This is a genomic window from Enterobacter sp. MALB-1 (assembly GCF_041021625.1).
In the GTDB taxonomy this organism is placed as follows: domain Bacteria; phylum Pseudomonadota; class Gammaproteobacteria; order Enterobacterales; family Enterobacteriaceae; genus Enterobacter; species Enterobacter oligotrophicus.
In genome coordinates this window covers 993,515-1,012,074 of sequence record NZ_JBDPJL010000001.1, presented here as the reverse complement: position 1 = coordinate 1,012,074, position 18,560 = coordinate 993,515, and the positions used below count along the sequence as shown (strand labels likewise).

The following is an 18,560-nucleotide window of genomic DNA, read 5'->3' as shown; positions in this document are numbered from 1 at the left end:
CAGTACAAGTTAAACTAAAACTCCAGACAAACAACGCGTACCAAAGGTACGCGTTGCCGTTCTAACTTTTTTTACTTCGCCTGACGCTTCTGGTACTCGCTGGCGGCTTTCACAAAGCCTGCAAACAGCGGATGTCCGTCACGTGGCGTTGAAGTAAATTCCGGGTGGAACTGGCAGGCAACGAACCACGGATGGTTTGGCACCTCGATGATCTCGACTAACTGATCATCCCCGGAACGGCCCGCAACACGCAGACCCGCAGCTTCAATTTGTTTCAACAACATGTTGTTGACTTCATAGCGGTGACGATGGCGCTCGGTGATCACCGGCTCGCCATACAGCTTACGAACCACGCTATCGTCAGACAGCTGGCAGGCCTGTGCGCCAAGACGCATTGTGCCACCCAGATCGCTCTTCTCGGTACGGACTTCGACGTTACCTTCTTCGTCACGCCATTCAGTGATAAGCGCCACTACAGGGTACTTACAGTCTGGCACAAATTCCGTAGAGTTCGCGTTTTCCATGCCCGCTACGTTGCGCGCAAATTCGATCAGCGCAACCTGCATACCCAGGCAGATACCGAGGTATGGAATATTGTTTTCACGCGCATAGCGCGCGGTGGCGATCTTGCCTTCCACACCACGGTAGCCGAAGCCGCCAGGGATCAGAATAGCATCCAGATCTTTCAGAATTTCCACGCCACGTGTTTCAACATCCTGCGAATCAATCAGCTTGATGTTCACGGAGACGCGGTTCTTCAGACCGCCATGTTTCAGCGCTTCGATAACTGACTTATAGGCATCCGGCAGTTCAATGTACTTGCCGACCATACCGATAGTCACTTCACCCGCCGGATTCGCTTCTTCATAGATAACCTGTTCCCATTCAGACAGATTAGCTTCCGGACAGTTCAGGCTGAATCGTTTACAAATATAATCGTCCAGGCCCTGTGATTTCAACAGGCCTGGGATTTTATAAATGGAATCGACATCTTTCATTGAAATAACGGCTTTTTCTGGCACGTTACAGAACAATGCAATTTTCGCACGCTCGTTCGCCGGAACCGCGCGATCGGAGCGGCAAACCAGGATGTCTGGCTGAATACCAATAGAGAGCAGTTCTTTAACAGAGTGCTGAGTCGGTTTGGTTTTCACTTCACCTGCGGCTGCCATGTATGGCACCAGCGTCAGGTGCATGAACAGCGCGTGTTCACGACCAATATCTACCGCCAGCTGACGAATCGCTTCCAGGAACGGCAGGGATTCGATATCACCTACCGTACCGCCGATTTCAACCAGCACCACGTCATGCCCTTCGCCACCAGCAAGGACGCGTTCTTTGATGGCGTTAGTGATGTGTGGGATAACCTGAACGGTCGCGCCCAGATAGTCACCGCGGCGCTCTTTACGCAGAACGTCGGAGTAGATGCGGCCAGTCGTAAAGTTGTTACGACGGGTCATTTTGGTGCGGATGAAACGCTCGTAGTGGCCAAGATCCAGATCGGTTTCAGCGCCGTCTTCAGTAACGAACACTTCCCCGTGTTGGATTGGGCTCATGGTGCCCGGATCGACGTTGATGTACGGGTCCAGTTTCATCATGGTCACATTGAGGCCACGGGCTTCAAGAATGGCTGCGAGGGAGGCTGCGGCAATGCCTTTACCCAGAGAGGATACGACCCCGCCGGTCACAAAAATATAGTTCGTTGTCATGCTGAACCTGAGAAGTTAGGGTGAAACGATGGAATAACCAGGACGGGAAAGTAGTATACCCGAACACGGCGAGCGCCACAAACTTTCATTCTCCGTCTCCTTTCCAGGTCATGACAAACATAAGGAGTGAGAAAATAGCCCCTTTTGGGTAAATGTTTTTGACGCAAATCAAGCGCTTGTCATTTAAAAAATCACACAAATTGCGCTTGATCGCAAAATTCCGTTAGAGATCAGATTCCTGGCGTTTTACTTCCTGCCAGACATCTTCCATCGCAGCGAGGTCAATCCCGGTCATTTCCAGGCCACGCGAGGCCACAATCCGCTCGACTTCACGGAAGCGTCGCTCAAATTTAATGTTGGCTTTTTGTAGCGCGGTTTCCGCTTTTACACCCAAATGGCGCGAAAGGTTAACGGTCGCGAACAGCAGGTCGCCCATCTCCTCTTCCAGCTTCGCTTCATCCACCACGGCCTGTTGCGCTTCATGCATCACTTCGTCGATCTCTTCGTGTACTTTATCCAGCACCGGGCCCAGGGAGTGCCAGTCAAAGCCGACAGCGGAGCAGCGTTTCTGAATTTTATGCGCGCGCATCAGCGCAGGCAGGCTCAGCGGGATATCATCCAGTGCGGAATGCTGGGATTTTTCGGCGCGCTCGGCGCTTTTGATTTGCTCCCAGCGAGCCAGCACTTCCGCGCTGTTCCCTGCGGTGGCGTCGCCAAAGATATGCGGATGGCGGCGCTCCAGTTTGTCGCTGATCGCGGCGCAGATATCGTCAAAGTTAAAGCGCCCCTCTTCCTGCGCCATCTGGGCGTAGAACACTACCTGGAACAGCAGGTCGCCGAGTTCACCGCGCAGGTCGTCGAAATCTTCGCGTGAAATAGCGTCCAGCACCTCGTAAGTCTCTTCGAGGGTATAAGGCGCGATGGTCGCGAAAGTCTGCTCTTTGTCCCACGGGCAGCCGTTTTCCGGGTCGCGCAGGCGTTTCATGATGCCGAGCAGGCGGTCGATTTGAGTCATGGTTATGTCCTGATAAAAAAATGCCGGGTGGCGGCTTACGCCTTACCCGGCCTACAACAGAGGGAAATCTTAACCGCCGTGCAGACGACGCGCGTCAATCACATCCGGTACCTGGTTCAGTTTGCCAAGCACGCGGCCCAGCACCTGCAGGTTATAGATTTCGATAGTCATATCGATGGTGGCAAGCTGCTCGCGGGTATCGCTGCGGCTGGCGACGCCCAGCACGTTGACCTTCTCGTTGGCGAGAATGGTGGTGATGTCGCGCAGCAGGCCGCTCCGATCGTTCGCGGTGACGCGCACCACCAGCGAGTAGCCAGCGGAGTAGCTTTCACCCCAGACGGCTTCCACGATACGTTCCGGCGCATGAGATTGCAGCTCGGCAAGCTGGTCGCAGTCAGACCGGTGAATCGAAATCCCGCGCCCCTGCGTGATAAAGCCCACGATATCATCGCCCGGAATCGGCTGGCAGCAGCGGGCAATATGGTGCATCAGATTACCGACCCCTTCGACAACCACGCGGCCATTGTCTTTGCTGCGCTGCTGCGGGGCATAGGTTTTCTGCTGCAGTTGCTTCAGTGCGGCGGCATCCTGCTCTGCTGCGCTTGGCTTGTTAAACTGCGCCTGCAGGAAGTTGACCATCTGGTTCAGACGGATATCACCGCCGCCAATCGCCGCTAGCAGCTCATCCAGCTCGTTAAAGTTGTAGCGCGGCAACAGGAATTTTTCCGCCTCTTTGAGGCTGATGCCGATATGCTCCAGCTCATCATCAAGGATCTGGCGTCCGGCAAGAATGTTTTTGTCACGATCCTGCTTACGGAACCAGGCGTGAATTTTGGAGCGGCCACGGCTGGTCGTGACGTAACCCAGGTTCGGGTTAAGCCAGTCACGGCTCGGGTTTGGCTGCTTCTGGGTGATGATTTCAATCTGATCGCCCATCTGCAACTGATAGGTAAACGGTACAATACGCCCGCCGATTTTCGCACCGATGCAGCGGTGCCCCACATCACTGTGGATGTGGTAGGCGAAGTCGAGCGGTGTCGAACCTGCCGGCAGGTCGACAACATCGCCTTTTGGTGTAAAGACGTACACCCGGTCATCAAAGACCTGGCTGCGCACTTCATCGAGCATTTCGCCGGAATCAGCCATCTCCTCCTGCCACGCAATCAGCTTACGCAGCCAGGCGATACGATCTTCATGGCCGGAGCGCGCGCCGCCAGAGGTCCCCTCTTTATATTTCCAGTGCGCAGCTACGCCCAGCTCGGCGTCTTCATGCATCTGTTTGGTGCGGATCTGGATTTCAACCGTTTTGCCGCCAGGGCCAAGCACAACGGTATGAATGGACTGGTAGCCGTTGGGTTTCGGGTTCGCGACATAGTCATCGAACTCGTCCGGCAGATGGCGGAAGTGAGTATGTACTATCCCCAGCGCGGCATAGCAGTCCTGCAAACGCTCCGCGACAATACGCACCGCTCGCACATCGAACAGCTCGTCAAAAGCGAGATGTTTCTTCTGCATTTTGCGCCAGATGCTGTAGATGTGCTTCGGACGCCCATACACTTCGGCGCGCACATTCTCTTCTTTCATCGCCTTGCGTAACCCGCTGACAAACTCATCGATATAGTGCTCGCGATCGATGCGACGCTCGTGCAGCAGTTTAGCAATGCGCTTGTATTCCGCCGGATGGAGATAACGGAAGCAGTAGTCCTCAAGCTCCCATTTAAGCTGACCGATCCCTAAGCGGTTCGCCAGCGGCGCATAAATATTTGTACACTCTTTGGCGGCCAGTACGCGCTCGTCTTCCGGCGCATCCTTCACTTCACGCAGGTGAGCAATACGTTCGGCCAGCTTGATGACCACGCAGCGAAAATCATCCACCATAGCCAGCAGCATACGGCGAACGTTATCCACCTGCTCTGAGGAGACGGAGTCTGTCTGCGCGGCTTTAAGCTGGCGAATTGCCGCCATATCACGCACGCCGTGAATAAGCGCGACAACGGGCTTACCGACGCTTTCACGCAGTACATCTTCACTGACAACATCAGCATCGGCCAGCGGGAATAAGAGCGCAGCCTGTAGCGTTTCGATGTCCATGTTCAGCATGGACAAAATTTCCACCATTTCCACGCCGCGCCATAACAGCAAATCAGCGTCCGGATGCCCCTGCGTGGTGCGCAAACAATAGGCCCAGGTTTCGGTTAAGCGTTCACACGACTGCTGGCTGGAAATCCCCAGACTTGCGATCCATTTTTGAGGGTCAAACTCACCAGCTTTATTAAGATGTGCACTTCTTACCGCAACCATCGTCCTCTCCTTTAGGGACCAGGGCCTGTCGAAGTCGACAAGCCAAACAAATTAGATGTGCTCAAACAACACCATTGATTCCAGATGTCCAGTGTGCGGGAACATGTCCAGCATTGCCAGACGCTGAATCTGGTAACCCGCACCCGTTAGTGCCTCACTATCCCTGGCGAGCGTCGCCGGGTTACAGGAGACATAGACCACGCGCTTCGGCGCGAGTTTAATTATATGTTGCATCACCCCCGAAGCGCCTGCACGCGCCGGGTCGAGCAGGATTTTGTCGAAACCCTGTTTTGCCCAGGGTTGTCTGGTGACATCATCCTCAAGATTTTGATGAAAGAATGTCACATTTTGCAACCCGTTCTGTTGAGCATTTTCCTGCCCTTTCGCCACCAGCGCCTCGACACCCTCCACACCCACCACGCTCGCAGCTTTCTGAGCCAGAGGCAGTGTGAAATTGCCCATACCGCAGAACAGATCGAGCACCCGGTCCGTTGGCTGTACATCCAGCCACGCCAGCGCGTGAGCAATCATCTGCTGGTTAACGCCGTCATTCACCTGGATGAAATCCCGCGGGCTGAACGTTAAGCGTAGCCCGTTTGACGCATACCAGGGGGCCTCACCTGTAACCTGATCAAGTATCTCGCTTTGTGGCGCGAGGAAAAGCGCAAGCTCGTGAGAATGCGAAAAGCGTTCCAGTTTTTCGCGATCTTTTTTCGACAGTGGCGCGGTGTGGCGCAGCACCATCAACGGGCCGTTATTGGCAAGAACCAGTTCGACATGGCCCAGGTGGCGAACGCCTTCCAGCGACGCAAGGCAGTTGCGCACGTCCGGGAGCAATGCCTCCAGACGGGGCACCAAAATGGGGCACTGATTGATATCAACGATATCGCTGGAGCCAGCCTTGCGAAATCCCATCTCCAGCCGTTCGGTTTTTGGCTGGTAGCTGAGGCTCAGCCGAGCACGACGGCGATAACCCCAGGGCTGATCCGCAATAATCTCGTTCACGTCATGTTTGATCAGGCGCGCCAGTGCGTTACTTTTGCTTTTATGCTGTAAAACTACGCTGGCATGCTGTTGCTGACAGCCTCCGCAAACGCCAAAATGCGGGCAGCGAGGTATCACACGTTCAGGGCTATCATTAAGACGACGTTTCACCAGACCGCGCGCGTACTGGCGTTTATCTTCCGTGAGGGTAATTTCTGCTCGTTCTGTTGGCAGCAAACCTGATATAAACACTGTCTTACCATTGTGACGCGCCACCCCCTGACCAAAGGGATCGAGGTCTGTGGCTTCAACAGTTATGATCTGACGCGTCGTCACACGTCGCTTTGCAGAGTAGAATTGCGCCATTGCCGAGATTTTTCTCAAATAAACATAATTACCCTAATTGTCCCATAACGGAACGCCATGACCAACTACAGCCTGCGTGCGCGCATGATGATTTTGATCCTCGCCCCCACCGTACTTATCGGTTTGTTGTTGAGTATCTTCTTTGTGGTGCATCGCTATAACGATTTGCAGAGGCAACTGGAAGATGCCGGCGCGAGCATTATTGAGCCGCTCGCCGTCTCCAGTGAGTACGGTATGAACCTGCAAAACCGCGAATCCATTGGTCAGTTAATTAGCGTGCTGCACCGCCGTCATTCGGAGATCGTGCGCGCGATTTCCGTTTACGACGAGCATAACCGTCTGTTCGTCACCTCAAATTTTCACCTCGATCCTGCTGAACTGAAAATCCCGGACGGCACGCCCTTCCCGCGTCATCTCAGCGTGCTGCGGCGTGGCGATATCATGATCCTGCGAACCCCCATCATTTCGGAAAGTTATTCACCTGATGAATCGGCTATGTCGGATGCCAAGTCCGGCAATAATATGTTGGGATATGTGGCGCTGGAGCTGGATCTCAAGTCGGTGAGGCTGCAGCAGTACAAAGAAATTTTCATCTCCGGCATGATGATGCTGTTCTGCATTGGCATCGCGCTTATTTTCGGCTGGCGACTGATGCGCGACGTCACGGGGCCTATCCGTAATATGGTCAACACCGTTGACCGTATCCGCCGCGGCCAGCTCGACAGCCGCGTGGAAGGGTTTATGTTGGGCGAGCTGGATATGTTGAAAAACGGCATCAACTCGATGGCGATGTCGCTGGCGGCCTATCATGAAGAGATGCAGCACAACGTCGACCAGGCAACGTCCGATCTGCGCGAAACGCTGGAACAGATGGAGATCCAGAACGTCGAGCTGGATCTGGCGAAAAAACGCGCCCAGGAAGCGGCACGTATTAAGTCCGAATTCCTTGCCAATATGTCACACGAGCTGCGAACACCGCTGAACGGCGTGATCGGTTTTACCCGTCTGACGCTGAAAAGCGAGCTGAACCCAACCCAGCGCGATCACCTGCACACCATCGAACGGTCGGCTAACAACCTGCTGGCGATCATTAACGACGTGCTGGACTTCTCCAAGCTGGAAGCAGGCAAACTGATTCTGGAAAGCATTCCCTTCCCGCTGCGCAGTACGCTGGATGAAGTGGTCACGCTTCTCGCGCACTCCTCGCATGATAAAGGGCTGGAGCTGACGCTCAATATCAAGAACGACGTACCGGATAATGTTATTGGCGATCCGCTGCGTTTGCAGCAGGTCATCACCAACCTGGTGGGTAACGCCATCAAGTTCACCGAGAGCGGCAATATCGATATTCTGGTCGAGAAACGGGCGCTCAGTAACAATAAAGTGCAGATTGAGGTTCAGATCCGCGATACCGGCATTGGTATTCCTGAGCGCGACCAGTCGCGTCTGTTCCAGGCGTTCCGTCAGGCGGATGCCAGTATCTCCCGCCGCCACGGAGGTACAGGCCTGGGGCTGGTGATCACCCAAAAACTGGTGAAAGAGATGGGGGGAGATATCTCCTTCCACAGCCAGCCAAACCGTGGTTCAACCTTCTGGTTCCATATCAACCTCGATCTCAATCCAAACGTGATGACGGACGGGCCGGTCACTAACTGCCTGAAAGGGATGCGTCTGGCCTATGTTGAACCGAATGCAGCTGCGGCTCAGTGTACGCTGGATATCTTAAGCACAAAGCCGCTTGAGGTTATCTACAGCCCAACCTTCTCCGCGCTGACCGTCGACCATTACGATATTCTGCTGATGGGCATTCCGGTCACCTTTACCGGTGAGCTGACCATGCAGCAGGAACGGCTGGCGAAAGCGGCCTCAATGACCGATTACCTGCTGCTGGCGCTGCCGTGTCATGCCCAGATTAACGCGGAAGAGCTGAAAAACGACGGCGCTGCAGCCTGTCTGCTAAAACCACTTACCGCGACAAGGTTGCTTCCTGCGCTGACAGAATACTGCCGTCTGACGCACCAGGTCCTGCCGCTGGTCAGCGATGAACATAAGCTGCCCATGACCGTAATGGCGGTAGATGACAACCCGGCAAACCTGAAGCTGATCGGCGTACTGCTTGAAGATCAGGTTCAGCACGTTGAGTTGTGCACCTGCGGCGCTGAGGCGGTTGAACGAGCTAAACAGATGCAGTTCGATCTGATATTGATGGATATTCAGATGCCAGGCATGGACGGTATCCGCGCCTGCGAGTTGATTCGCCAGCTCCCCCACCAGCAGCAAACGCCGGTCATTGCGGTGACCGCGCACGCGATGGCAGGCCAAAAAGAGAAGCTGCTGAGCGCCGGGATGAATGATTACCTGGCAAAGCCCATCGACGAAGAGAAACTGCATAGCCTGCTGCTGCGCTATAAGCCCGGACAACTCGGTGGGACGTATACCGTCGTTTCAGCAGACCCCGTAGAAATAAGCGTTAATCAGAACGCCACATTCGACTGGCAGCTGGCGCTACGCCAGGCGGCAGGTAAACCTGATCTCGCGCGCGAAATGCTTCAGATGCTGGTCGCGTTTTTGCCGGAAATCCGCAATAAAGTTGAAGAGCAGCTGGTCGGGGAAAGCCCGGACGAACTACTTGATGCTATCCACAAGCTACATGGCAGTTGTGGCTACAGCGGCGTGCCAAGGCTGAAAAATCTTTGCCAATTGCTGGAGCAGCAACTGCGTGCAGGCACACCGGAATCTGAGCTTGAACCCGAGTTTCTGGAGTTGCTGGATGAGATGGATAATGTGACGCGGGAAGCGATGAAGGTGCTGGGGAGTTAAAGGAAATGCCGGGTGGCGGCTTCGCCTTACCCGGCCTGCGATCGCAATCCTGCAGGCCCGGTAAGCGTAGCATCACCGGGCATTTACGGCTGAATCATCTGCCCCACTTTCAACACCGCCGCAATATTCCTTGCCGCCATCTGGACATTTTGCTGCGCATTTTCGAGCGCCTCTTCCAGTGAGCAGATGGTATAGATCACGCTAAACACGGCATCGATACCGTGATTGTGCACGACACCCACATCCGCTGTCAGGCTGCCTGCAATGCCGATAACCGGTTTGTTATAGCGTTTGGCCACCTTCGCCACGCCAACGGGCACTTTGCCGTGGATCGTCTGGCTGTCGATGCGCCCCTCTCCGGTAATGACCAAATCAGCATCGGCAACCTGTTCATCCAGATGCAGGGCATCAGTGACAATTTCAATGCCCTGCCGTAGCTGGGCACCGCAAAATGCATAAAGTGCCGCCCCCATTCCGCCAGCTGCGCCGCCACCGGCGAGATCTAAAACATGGGTATCCAGATCCCGTGCGATCACGTGGGCGTAATGTGCCAGCGCGTTATCCAGAGTGGCGATCATCTCTGGCGTGGCCCCTTTCTGAGGCCCGAACACCGCAGATGCCCCCTCTTCTCCGGTAAGCGGATTTGTGACATCGCAGGCGACCTCGATCCGGCAACCGGCCAGGCGCGTATCCAGCCCGCTCAGATCGATATGTGCCAGCCTTGCCAGCTCACTGCCGCCCTGACCGATTGGCTGTGCGTTCGCATCCAGCAGTTTTGCCCCCAGCGCCTGCACCATGCCAGCACCACCATCGTTGGTGGCGCTGCCGCCGATACCAATAATAATATGCTTAACACCCGCATCCAGCGCATGACGGATGAGCTCACCGGTTCCCCACGAGGTGGTTTTCAGCGGATTACGCTGAGAAGGCACAACCAGCTCAAGGCCACTGGCGGCTGCCATCTCGATGAATGCGCTCTGCTCGTCACCGGATATTCCAAAGAATCCTTCCACACGCTCACCTAATGGACCGGTGACCGGGACATGGACGATTCGCCCCTGAGTGGCGGCAACCATGGCTTCCACGGTTCCTTCCCCCCCATCAGCAACCGGCAATTTCACGTAGTGAGCCGAGGGGAAGATTTCGCGAAAACCGCGCTCTATCGCCGTCGCGACCTCAAGTGCACTCAAACTTTCCTTATATGAGTCCGGTGCGATAACTATTTTCATAAGCCATCCTTACGCATGTTAGCTACGTTAAGCATACACCATGGAAATAACCGCCAATGGGAGCGGTCCCAGTGTGTTTATCGTACCATGCATGGACGCTTATTGTCGAATGTCCAGTTCGGGATCAGGTACTGCATTGCCATTGCATCGTCGCGCGCCCCCAGTCCGTGTTTCAGGTACAGCTCATGGGCTTTCATCACCTGATCCATGTCCAGCTCAACGCCAAGGCCTGGCGTCGTCGGCACCTGCACCATGCCACCTTTGATCTCAAACGGCTGTTTGGTCAGGCGCTGGTTGCCTTCCTGCCAGATCCAGTGGGTATCGATAGCCGTAATATTGCCCGGCGCGGCGGCTGCCACGTGGGTGAACATCGCCAGAGAGATGTCGAAGTGGTTATTGGAATGTGAGCCCCAGGTCAGGCCAAACTCATGGCACATCTGCGCCACGCGAACCGAACCCTGCATCGTCCAGAAGTGCGGGTCAGCCAGCGGAATGTCGACAGACTGAAGAGACAAAGTATGCCCCATCTGTCGCCAGTCGGTGGCAATCATGTTGGTGGCGGTGGGTAACCCGGTGGCGCGGCGGAACTCCGCCATCACTTCACGCCCGGAGAAACCTTGCTCAGCCCCGCACGGATCTTCCGCGTAGGCCAGTACCCCCTTCAACTGCTTACCGATTTTGATCGCTTCATCAAGCGACCAGGCACCGTTCGGGTCCAGCGTTACGCGCGCCTGCGGGAAACGTTTTGCCAGCGCGGTAATTGCCTCCGCTTCTTCCTCGCCTGCCAGCACGCCCCCCTTCAGTTTGAAATCATTGAAACCGTATTTTTCATAAGCAGCTTCTGCCAGACGTACCACGGCATCCGGGGTCATCGCTTCATCATGACGAACGCGATACCAGTCGCAGTGTTCATCCGGCTGGCTCTGGTAAGGCAGCGGCGTCAGTTTGCGGTTGCCGACAAAGAACAGGTAACCGAGCATTTCCACTTCACTACGCTGCTGACCATCCCCCAGCAGTGAGGCGACATTAACACCCAGGTGTTGGCCCAGCAGATCCAGCATCGCGGCTTCGATGCCGGTCACTACATGGATAGTGGTACGCAGATCGAAAGTCTGCAGGCCGCGCCCGCCCGCATCACGCTCTGCAAAAGTGCTGCGCACGGTGCTCAGAACATTTTTGTATTCGCCGAGGGTTTTACCCACGACCAGCGGAATGGCATCTTCCAGCGTCTTACGGATCTTCTCTCCGCCCGGAATTTCCCCGACGCCGGTATGTCCGGCGTTGTCTTTAATGATCACGATATTGCGGGTAAAAAATGGGGCATGTGCGCCGCTCAGGTTCATCAGCATGCTGTCATGGCCCGCCACCGGAATGATCTGCATGGAAGTGACTACTGGGGTAGAAAATGTGCTCATCGTTCAATCCTTTTATCAGTGACGTCCAAAAACAGGGCGCTTACGGTCAAATGTCCAGCCGGGGATAAGGTACTGCATGGGGCCTGCGTCGTTACGTGCGCCGCCCGGCAGTTTTTTATACGCCTCATGCGCTTTGTGGATCTGATCCCAGTCAAGCTCCACGCCCAGCCCCGGCGCATCCGGCACGGCAATTTTGCCGTTTTTAATTTCCAGCGGATTTTTCGTCAGACGGGCTTCGCCTTCCTGCCAAATCCAGTGGGTATCTATAGCTGTCGGGTTACCCGGTGCCGCCGCACCAACGTGGGTAAACATCGCCAGTGAAATATCAAAATGGTTATTGGAGTGGCAGCCCCAGGTAAGGCCCCAGTCGTCACAGAGTTGGGCAACGCGCACCGCGCCAGAGAGCGTCCAGAAATGCGGGTCGGCCAGCGGAATATCCACTGAGTTAAGCATCACCGCATGGCCCATTTCCCGCCAGTTGGTGGCAATCATGTTGGTTGCGACCGGCAGGCCAGTCGCCCGGCGGAACTCCGCCATCACCTCGCGGCCAGAGAAACCTTGCTCAGCCCCGCACGGATCTTCCGCGTAGGTCAGCACATCGCCCATGCCTTTACACAGGGCGATAGCTTCATCCAGCAGCCATGCACCGTTCGGATCGACAGTAATACGCGCATCCGGGAAACGTTTTTTCAGCGCTCGCGCACTTTCAATTTCTTGCTCACCCGGCAACACGCCACCTTTCAGTTTAAAATCTTTAAAGCCGTAGCGGTCCTGGGCCGCCTCAGCCAGGCGAACCACCGCGTCGCTGGAAAGCGCTTCCTGATGACGCAGGTGATACCAATCGTGGCTGCCAGGCGAACGTTCAAGATAAGGCAGGTCAGTTTTGTTGCGATCGCCAACATAAAACAGATAGCCGAGTACCGTGACGGCATCACGCTGCTTGCCCGGCCCGAGCAGTTCACAAACCGGTACATTCAGCGTTTTGCCGAGCAAATCGAGCAGTGCCGCTTCCAGCGCGGCGACCGCGTTGACGCGCAGCTCAAAGGTCCATGCTCCTTTGCCGAACGTGTCGAAATCAGCCGACTGGTTGCCTTTGTGCACCCGCTGAACCACTTTGTTCAGCCGGGCGACTTCCTGACCTGTAACTTGCGGAATGGCATCGACCAACGTCTGGTAGATAACCTCTCCGCCAGGGGCTTCTCCCACGCCGGTATTACCGGCGCTGTCAGTGAGCACCACGATATTACGGGTAAACCAGGCATTATGAGCGCCGCCAATATTGAGCAGCATGCTGTCCTGCCCCGCCACCGGGATAACCTTCATCTCCGTTACGACAGGGCTTGATTGTGTAGTCATTATACGTGTCCTCCGACAGGTTTAAGCTCAATACGCTTGATATCCCCAACCAGCACCAGGTAGCTCAATACCGCCACCAGAGCATGCACACCGACGTAAATCAGCGCACCGCTGAAAGAACCGGTCGTTCCTACGATGTAGCCGATGGCAATGGGGGTCACAATTCCGGAAATGTTGCCGAACATGTTGAACAGACCGCCGCTCAGGCCACTGATCTCTTTCGGTGCAGTATCCGCCATCACAGCCCAACCCAGCGCGCCAATCCCTTTGCCGAAGAACGCCATCGCCATAAAGCCGATAATCATCCACTCCGCGCTCACATAGTTACAGAACACCATAGTCATCGAGAGCAGCATACCCAGCACGATAGGCGTTTTGCGGGCAATATTGAGCGAACCGGTACGGCGCATCAGCCAGTCGGAAATCACACCTCCCAACACTCCGCCCACGAAGCCGCAGATGGCCGGGATCGAGGCAACAAAGCCCGCTTTCAGAATCGACATTCCGCGCGCCTGCACCAGATAAACCGGGAACCAGGTGATGAAGAAGTAAGTTAACGCGTTGATACAGTACTGACCCAGATAGATGCCGATCATCATGCGTGACCCAACGAGCTGTTTGATCTGCGCCCATTTCTGGCTGAACGGCACTTTCTCTTTGGCAATCTTCTGATCCATGTTGATCAGCGCCCCGCCTTCCGCAATGTACTCCAGCTCTTTCTTGTTCACGCCCGGATGTTGGTTCGGTTCATGGATCACTTTCAGCCAGATGAAGCTAATGACGATCCCAAGCCCGCCCATAAAGAAGAAGACGTGCGACCAGCCCACTTCGTGGGTCAGCCAGCCCATGATCGGGGCGAAGATAACGGTGGCGAAATATTGCGCCGAGTTAAAAATTGCCACCGCGGTTCCCCTCTCCTGCGCCGGGAACCAGGCCGCCACAATACGGCTGTTACCAGGGAAGGAAGGCGCTTCCGCCAGGCCCACCAGGAAACGCAGGGTGAACAGCGCAACGATAATGCCAAAGCCGTTAAAGATATCGACGAAGCCCTGCAGCAGGGTAAACATCGACCAGATAAAGATGGACCAGAAGTAGACACGTTTAGAACCGAAGCGGTCAAGCAACCAGCCGCCTGGGATTTGGCCAATCACGTAGGCCCATGAAAATGCGGAGAAAACGTAACCCATGCCAACCGGGTCGAGTCCAATGTCTTTCGCCATTTCAGACCCGGCAATCGACAACGTAGCGCGGTCACCATAGTTAAAGGATGTGACGATAAACAGCATCACCACTATCCAGTAGCGAGCATTGGTGCGCTTTTCAGCGCTGCTCGCCGCGTGGCTTAATGTACTCATTGTTGCACTCCTGAATCTTGGCTCTCGCCAGGTTCATTCTGTACAGCACCTGTAGGGTAATCAGAATGAGAGGTTAGTGTTGGGCAGTTTTGGTACGGCGACATGCCGTTTTATAGTGACGCACTGCCTTTTGGTAACTGACGGGAAAAGTATATGAAGGAGTGATGCGTTCCCTCACCGTGCAGGAACACAACATTAAAGGGTGTGTGGAACGTGGATTGGGGCATAAGCCCAAAGCAGTGGAAGATGGTTCACGGAATTAAGGTTTTGGTGCGGCTTCGTTGCCGGGTGGCGGCTTCCCCTGACCCGGCCTACGACTCGTACAGTGCGGGTTATTTCAGTAGCGTCGCCCAGTGCTCAACCCACGGGTTCGATTCACTTTCTGGTTCCGGGTGTTCACCGGCATCAATCAGCAGCATTTCGCCTACGCGCTGCGCGCTTTGCTCCTGTAAAAGCGCATCGAACTGCTTACCTCCGCCGCAGAAATTGGCATACGAACTGTCACCTAACGCAATGATGCCGTAGTGAACGTCAGGCTGGTAACCAAGCTGATCTTTAATCCCCTGGAAAAGCGGCACGATGCTGTCCGGCAGATCGCCCTGCCCGGTGGTGGAGGTGACGACCAGGATGTATTTATCTTTATACTTTTCCCAGTCCGCCAGTTCCGGGTCTTCATAGACGGTGGCTTTATGGCCCTGGTTCGCGAGGATCGCCTCGGCCTCTTCCGCCACCAGTAATGAGTTGCCGTACATTGTGCCGACAAAAATGCCTACTTCAGCCATGCTTTGCTCCCTTAATTATTGCGCTTGCTGTTCATCCTGAACGTTGCCTGATACAAACTCAACCCTTTCATTTTCGGGGAGTTGCCCCAGCCAGCCAAACTGTGACAACGCCTGCATCCACACGTCGTCCAGTCCTGCGCGGATCGTCAGCGGTTCGCCAGTAAACGGGTGCGTCAGGCTCAACTCGCTCGCGTGCAACATCAGGCGATTACAGCCAAAGTGTTCCGCTGCGCTGCGATTCTGGCGCAAATCGCCGTGCTTACTGTCACCGATGATCGGATGGCGCAGGTGCTTCAGGTGACGGCGAAGCTGATGTTTACGCCCGGTTTGGGGCAAAAGCTCAACCAGGCTGTAGCGGGTAGTAGGAAATTTACTGATTGCCACCGGCAACTCTGTGGTCGCCATACCGCGATAGTCAGTCACCGCAGGCTGCGGGCCTTTGTCGTCGCGGGCAAATTTATCAGCGATTTTATCCAGCTCTTCCACCAGCGGGTAATCAAGCCGGGCGGACTCCGTCAGCCAGCCGCGTACAATCGCGTGGTAGCGTTTCTGGATAAGATGCTGTTCAAACTGCTGTGCCAGCAGACGGCCAGCTTCGCTGGAAAGCCCCATCAGCAATACGCCGGAGGTCGGTCTGTCGAGACGATGCGCGGTAAAAACATGCTGACCAATCTGATCGCGCACGGTTTGCATCACCACCACTTTTTCGTCGCGATCGAGCCAGCTGCGATGCACCAGCCAGCCCGACGGTTTATTGACCGCCACCAGCCACTCATCCTGATAAAGGATCTCAAGCGTCATGCATTATCACCAGAAAACAGCGCATCCAGCCTTTCTAACTCAGCCAGCATGACATCGCGCGCAGGGTGCGTCGCATCAAGCGCCATTTCATAATAAGGCGACACGGCAAACGCCTGCGGCAACGGGTGGCCCCCCTCAAGCAGGGCGTGCATACGGGGAATTAAAACCCACTGGAGCCATTCAAAGGGTGCCAGCGTATCCAGGCAGAAAGGTTGTGTACTGGCGAACGCCTCTGGCTGTGGCGCAGTGTCCTGCCACAGCTGATGCTGGCGCAAAAGAGTTTCGATGGTGTGCAACTGAGCACGAACGCTATCGTGATGCGTCATAGTGACCTCAACTGAAAAACTGAACGGCGCGCAGCATAGCATTGCGTGATGCAGAAATAAAAAAAGGGAGCACTGTAAAAACAGTGCTCCCGGTTCGTTCCGCAGCATTCCAGCTACAATTCGTGCTCCCTGCTCATCCATGACAACTTTTCCTGATGCCCGAAGGCCTGGTCATCCTTAGACCGCTGCATCCTGCTCACATCATCCTGATGTGTTTGTTTCATCCTGAAACATCCTGGTCATCCTGACCCGCCGACCATCCTGACCGGCTCACGTTCTCCTTCCTGGAGGTGTCCCTTACGCGTCCTGCGTTATCCACTTCGCTTCATCCTGAAGCCTTCCTGTCGCGCCATCCTGACGTGTCCTTTGCGAGAAACGTCATCATCCTGATGTTCGTCTCTCGTGTCAGCATCCTGTCGACAGAGATAGAATCCGCTATTCCGCTTCGTCTTACAACCCATCCTGTGAGCGTTGTAAGCCACGGGAAAGATACGTCGCCAGTTAAGAAAAGGATTAACAAACTGAAAAACATGAGGAAATTATTATAAGACAAATAAGACATTGCTTAATGCGACGGCGATCTCTCACAAACCTTGTAAGAGATCTCTCACACATGCAATAGCATGATGGATTACAGAAGTGGCTCAAGTCGGGTAAGGAAATCCGCAAGTGAAGGGGCCAGTACGTCGCGATTGCGGGTGCCGATAGTCTCTTTAATGACTTCGCCAGACAGGTTGCAGACTGAGATGACGTCCAGTTCACTGTCGAGTGTCGCAATAAAGAGCGTCGGAGAAAGTTTAAGGCGTTTCTGCGTGACCAGGTGACCTATCAGGTTCTCCTGAACGCGTTGCAGATCGTCTTCACTCCAGGTCTGCAGTAATGTCAACGCCACGCCATTAAAATGCGCGGTCATATCCCCTGCGAATTGCGTGGTGTAAAACGCGTGAAGCGCAGATTGTACCACAAGGTCCATTGCGCGTTCAACCGCATTTACATTTTGCTCGCCAGTGTTGGGTTTAGGTTGCCAGATAACGCTCTCGTTCAGCGAAGAGATGATGCAGGGCGAAGGTACGCCATACAGTTCGGCACTTTGCGGCCAGGTGCCGTGCTTTTCCTGCCATGCGTCGCAATAACGGGTCGTGAACGTAGTCAGGGCATTTGCTGTTTCAATATCCACCGGTTTCTCTCTTCTGGTAAGACAGGATAAACTCAGCCTGTAAGTTTACCTGCAAAGTGGCTATGAAACATGTCCTACGAAAATCATCAGGCGTTAACGGGCTTAACGCTGGGGAAATCGACCGATTACCGCGACACCTACGACGCAAGCCTGCTTCAGGGTGTGCCGCGTAGCCTGAACCGCGATCCGCTCGGTCTGCATGCCGATTCACTGCCGTTTGTTGGCGGAGATATCTGGACGCTGTACGAACTCTCCTGGCTGAACGCGCGCGGCCTGCCGCAGGTGGCGGTGGGCCACGTTGAGCTGGATTACGCCAGCGTTAACCTGGTGGAGTCCAAGAGTTTCAAACTGTATCTCAACAGCTTTAACCAGACGAAATTCAACAGCTGGGACGATGTCCAGCATACGCTGGAGCAGGATTTACGCGCCTGCGCGCAGGGTAACGTCACCGTTTCACTGTATCGTCTGCATGAACTTGAAGGGCAACCTATCGCCCACTTCAACGGCACCTGCATCGACGATCAGGATATTGAGGTGGATAACTACGCTTTCAGCACCGATTACCTCGAAAACGCGGCAGGTGAAAAAGTGGTCGAAGAGACGCTGGTAAGCCATCTGCTGAAGTCCAACTGCCTGATCACCCATCAGCCAGACTGGGGCTCCGTGCAGATCCAGTACCGCGGTCCGAAGATTGACCGGGAAAAACTGCTGCGCTATCTGGTGTCGTTCCGTCATCACAACGAATTCCACGAACAGTGCGTGGAGCGCATCTTCAATGATATCCAGCGCTTCTGTCAGCCGGAAAAGCTGAGCGTGTACGCCCGCTATACCCGTCGTGGAGGCCTGGATATCAATCCGTGGCGCACCAACACCGATTTTGTCCCTGCAACGGGCCGGCTGGTGCGTCAGTAATATAAATATTTT

14 protein-coding genes are annotated in these 18,560 nt (G+C 54.9%); 2 read left to right on the top strand and 12 right to left on the bottom strand.

All coding sequences use genetic code 11. The features are described from left to right. Positions 1-71 precede the first annotated feature (71 nt). The 4 genes from pyrG to rlmD form a co-directional block, all read right to left on the bottom strand. Positions 72-1,709 carry a glutamine hydrolyzing CTP synthase gene (gene pyrG, locus ABGB15_RS04900; RefSeq protein WP_152082056.1) on the bottom strand — a complete coding sequence of 546 codons (1,638 nt, stop codon included), beginning with the start codon at positions 1,707-1,709 and terminating at the stop codon, positions 72-74. Between the two features lie 223 nt (positions 1,710-1,932). Next, the gene (mazG, locus tag ABGB15_RS04895) at positions 1,933-2,724 is read right to left on the bottom strand and encodes a nucleoside triphosphate pyrophosphohydrolase (RefSeq protein ID WP_152082057.1); all 792 of its coding nucleotides are present in this window, start codon (positions 2,722-2,724) and stop codon (positions 1,933-1,935) included. Between the two features lie 69 nt (positions 2,725-2,793). After that, positions 2,794-5,025 (bottom strand): GTP diphosphokinase, encoded by a 2,232-nt coding sequence (relA, locus tag ABGB15_RS04890; RefSeq protein WP_152082058.1) that lies wholly within the window; start codon positions 5,023-5,025, stop codon positions 2,794-2,796. A 51-nt stretch (positions 5,026-5,076) separates the two neighbouring features. Further along, positions 5,077-6,375, bottom strand: coding sequence for a 23S rRNA (uracil(1939)-C(5))-methyltransferase RlmD (gene rlmD, locus ABGB15_RS04885; RefSeq protein ID WP_215722594.1), 1,299 nt, complete (start codon positions 6,373-6,375; stop codon positions 5,077-5,079). A gap of 57 nt (positions 6,376-6,432) precedes the next feature. On the opposite strand from rlmD, the gene barA reads away from it, so the two are divergent. Further along, positions 6,433-9,195, top strand: coding sequence for a two-component sensor histidine kinase BarA (gene barA, locus ABGB15_RS04880; RefSeq protein ID WP_369064115.1), 2,763 nt, complete (start codon positions 6,433-6,435; stop codon positions 9,193-9,195). An 83-nt stretch (positions 9,196-9,278) separates the two neighbouring features. Here the strand turns inward: barA and ABGB15_RS04875 are convergent, their stop codons facing one another. The 8 genes from ABGB15_RS04875 to syd all read right to left on the bottom strand — a co-directional run bounded on the left by ABGB15_RS04875 (position 9,279) and on the right by syd (position 17,636). Beyond that, complete coding sequence (locus ABGB15_RS04875) at positions 9,279-10,424, bottom strand: glycerate kinase (protein ID WP_152082061.1); 1,146 nt, start codon at positions 10,422-10,424, stop codon at positions 9,279-9,281. A gap of 77 nt (positions 10,425-10,501) precedes the next feature. After that, on the bottom strand, positions 10,502-11,839 hold the full coding sequence (gudD, locus tag ABGB15_RS04870) for a glucarate dehydratase (protein ID WP_152082062.1): 1,338 nt from the start codon (positions 11,837-11,839) through the stop codon (positions 10,502-10,504). Positions 11,840-11,854: 15 nt separating this feature from the next. Further along, entirely contained in the window at positions 11,855-13,195 is a 1,341-nt protein-coding gene (locus tag ABGB15_RS04865; protein WP_215722593.1) for a glucarate dehydratase family protein, read from the bottom strand. Beyond that, positions 13,195-14,550 (bottom strand): MFS transporter, encoded by a 1,356-nt coding sequence (locus ABGB15_RS04860; protein WP_152082064.1) that lies wholly within the window; start codon positions 14,548-14,550, stop codon positions 13,195-13,197. Before ABGB15_RS04860 ends, ABGB15_RS04865 begins: the two co-directional genes overlap by 1 nt. A gap of 332 nt (positions 14,551-14,882) precedes the next feature. Next, entirely contained in the window at positions 14,883-15,332 is a 450-nt protein-coding gene (locus ABGB15_RS04855; protein WP_152082065.1) for a flavodoxin, read from the bottom strand. 15 nt (positions 15,333-15,347) lie between these two features. Further along, on the bottom strand, positions 15,348-16,133 hold the full coding sequence (gene truC / locus ABGB15_RS04850) for a tRNA pseudouridine(65) synthase TruC (protein ID WP_152082066.1): 786 nt from the start codon (positions 16,131-16,133) through the stop codon (positions 15,348-15,350). Continuing rightward, positions 16,130-16,459, bottom strand: coding sequence for a YqcC family protein (locus ABGB15_RS04845; RefSeq protein WP_152082067.1), 330 nt, complete (start codon positions 16,457-16,459; stop codon positions 16,130-16,132). The genes truC and ABGB15_RS04845 overlap by 4 nt, the downstream gene beginning before the upstream one ends. A gap of 631 nt (positions 16,460-17,090) precedes the next feature. After that, entirely contained in the window at positions 17,091-17,636 is a 546-nt protein-coding gene (syd, locus tag ABGB15_RS04840; protein WP_369064114.1) for a SecY-interacting protein, read from the bottom strand. A gap of 69 nt (positions 17,637-17,705) precedes the next feature. Between syd and queF the strand changes: the two genes are divergently transcribed. Next, a complete protein-coding gene (gene queF, locus ABGB15_RS04835; RefSeq protein ID WP_152082069.1) occupies positions 17,706-18,548 on the top strand; it encodes an NADPH-dependent 7-cyano-7-deazaguanine reductase QueF in 843 nt (280 codons plus the stop codon). The last annotated feature ends 12 nt before the right edge of the window (positions 18,549-18,560 follow it).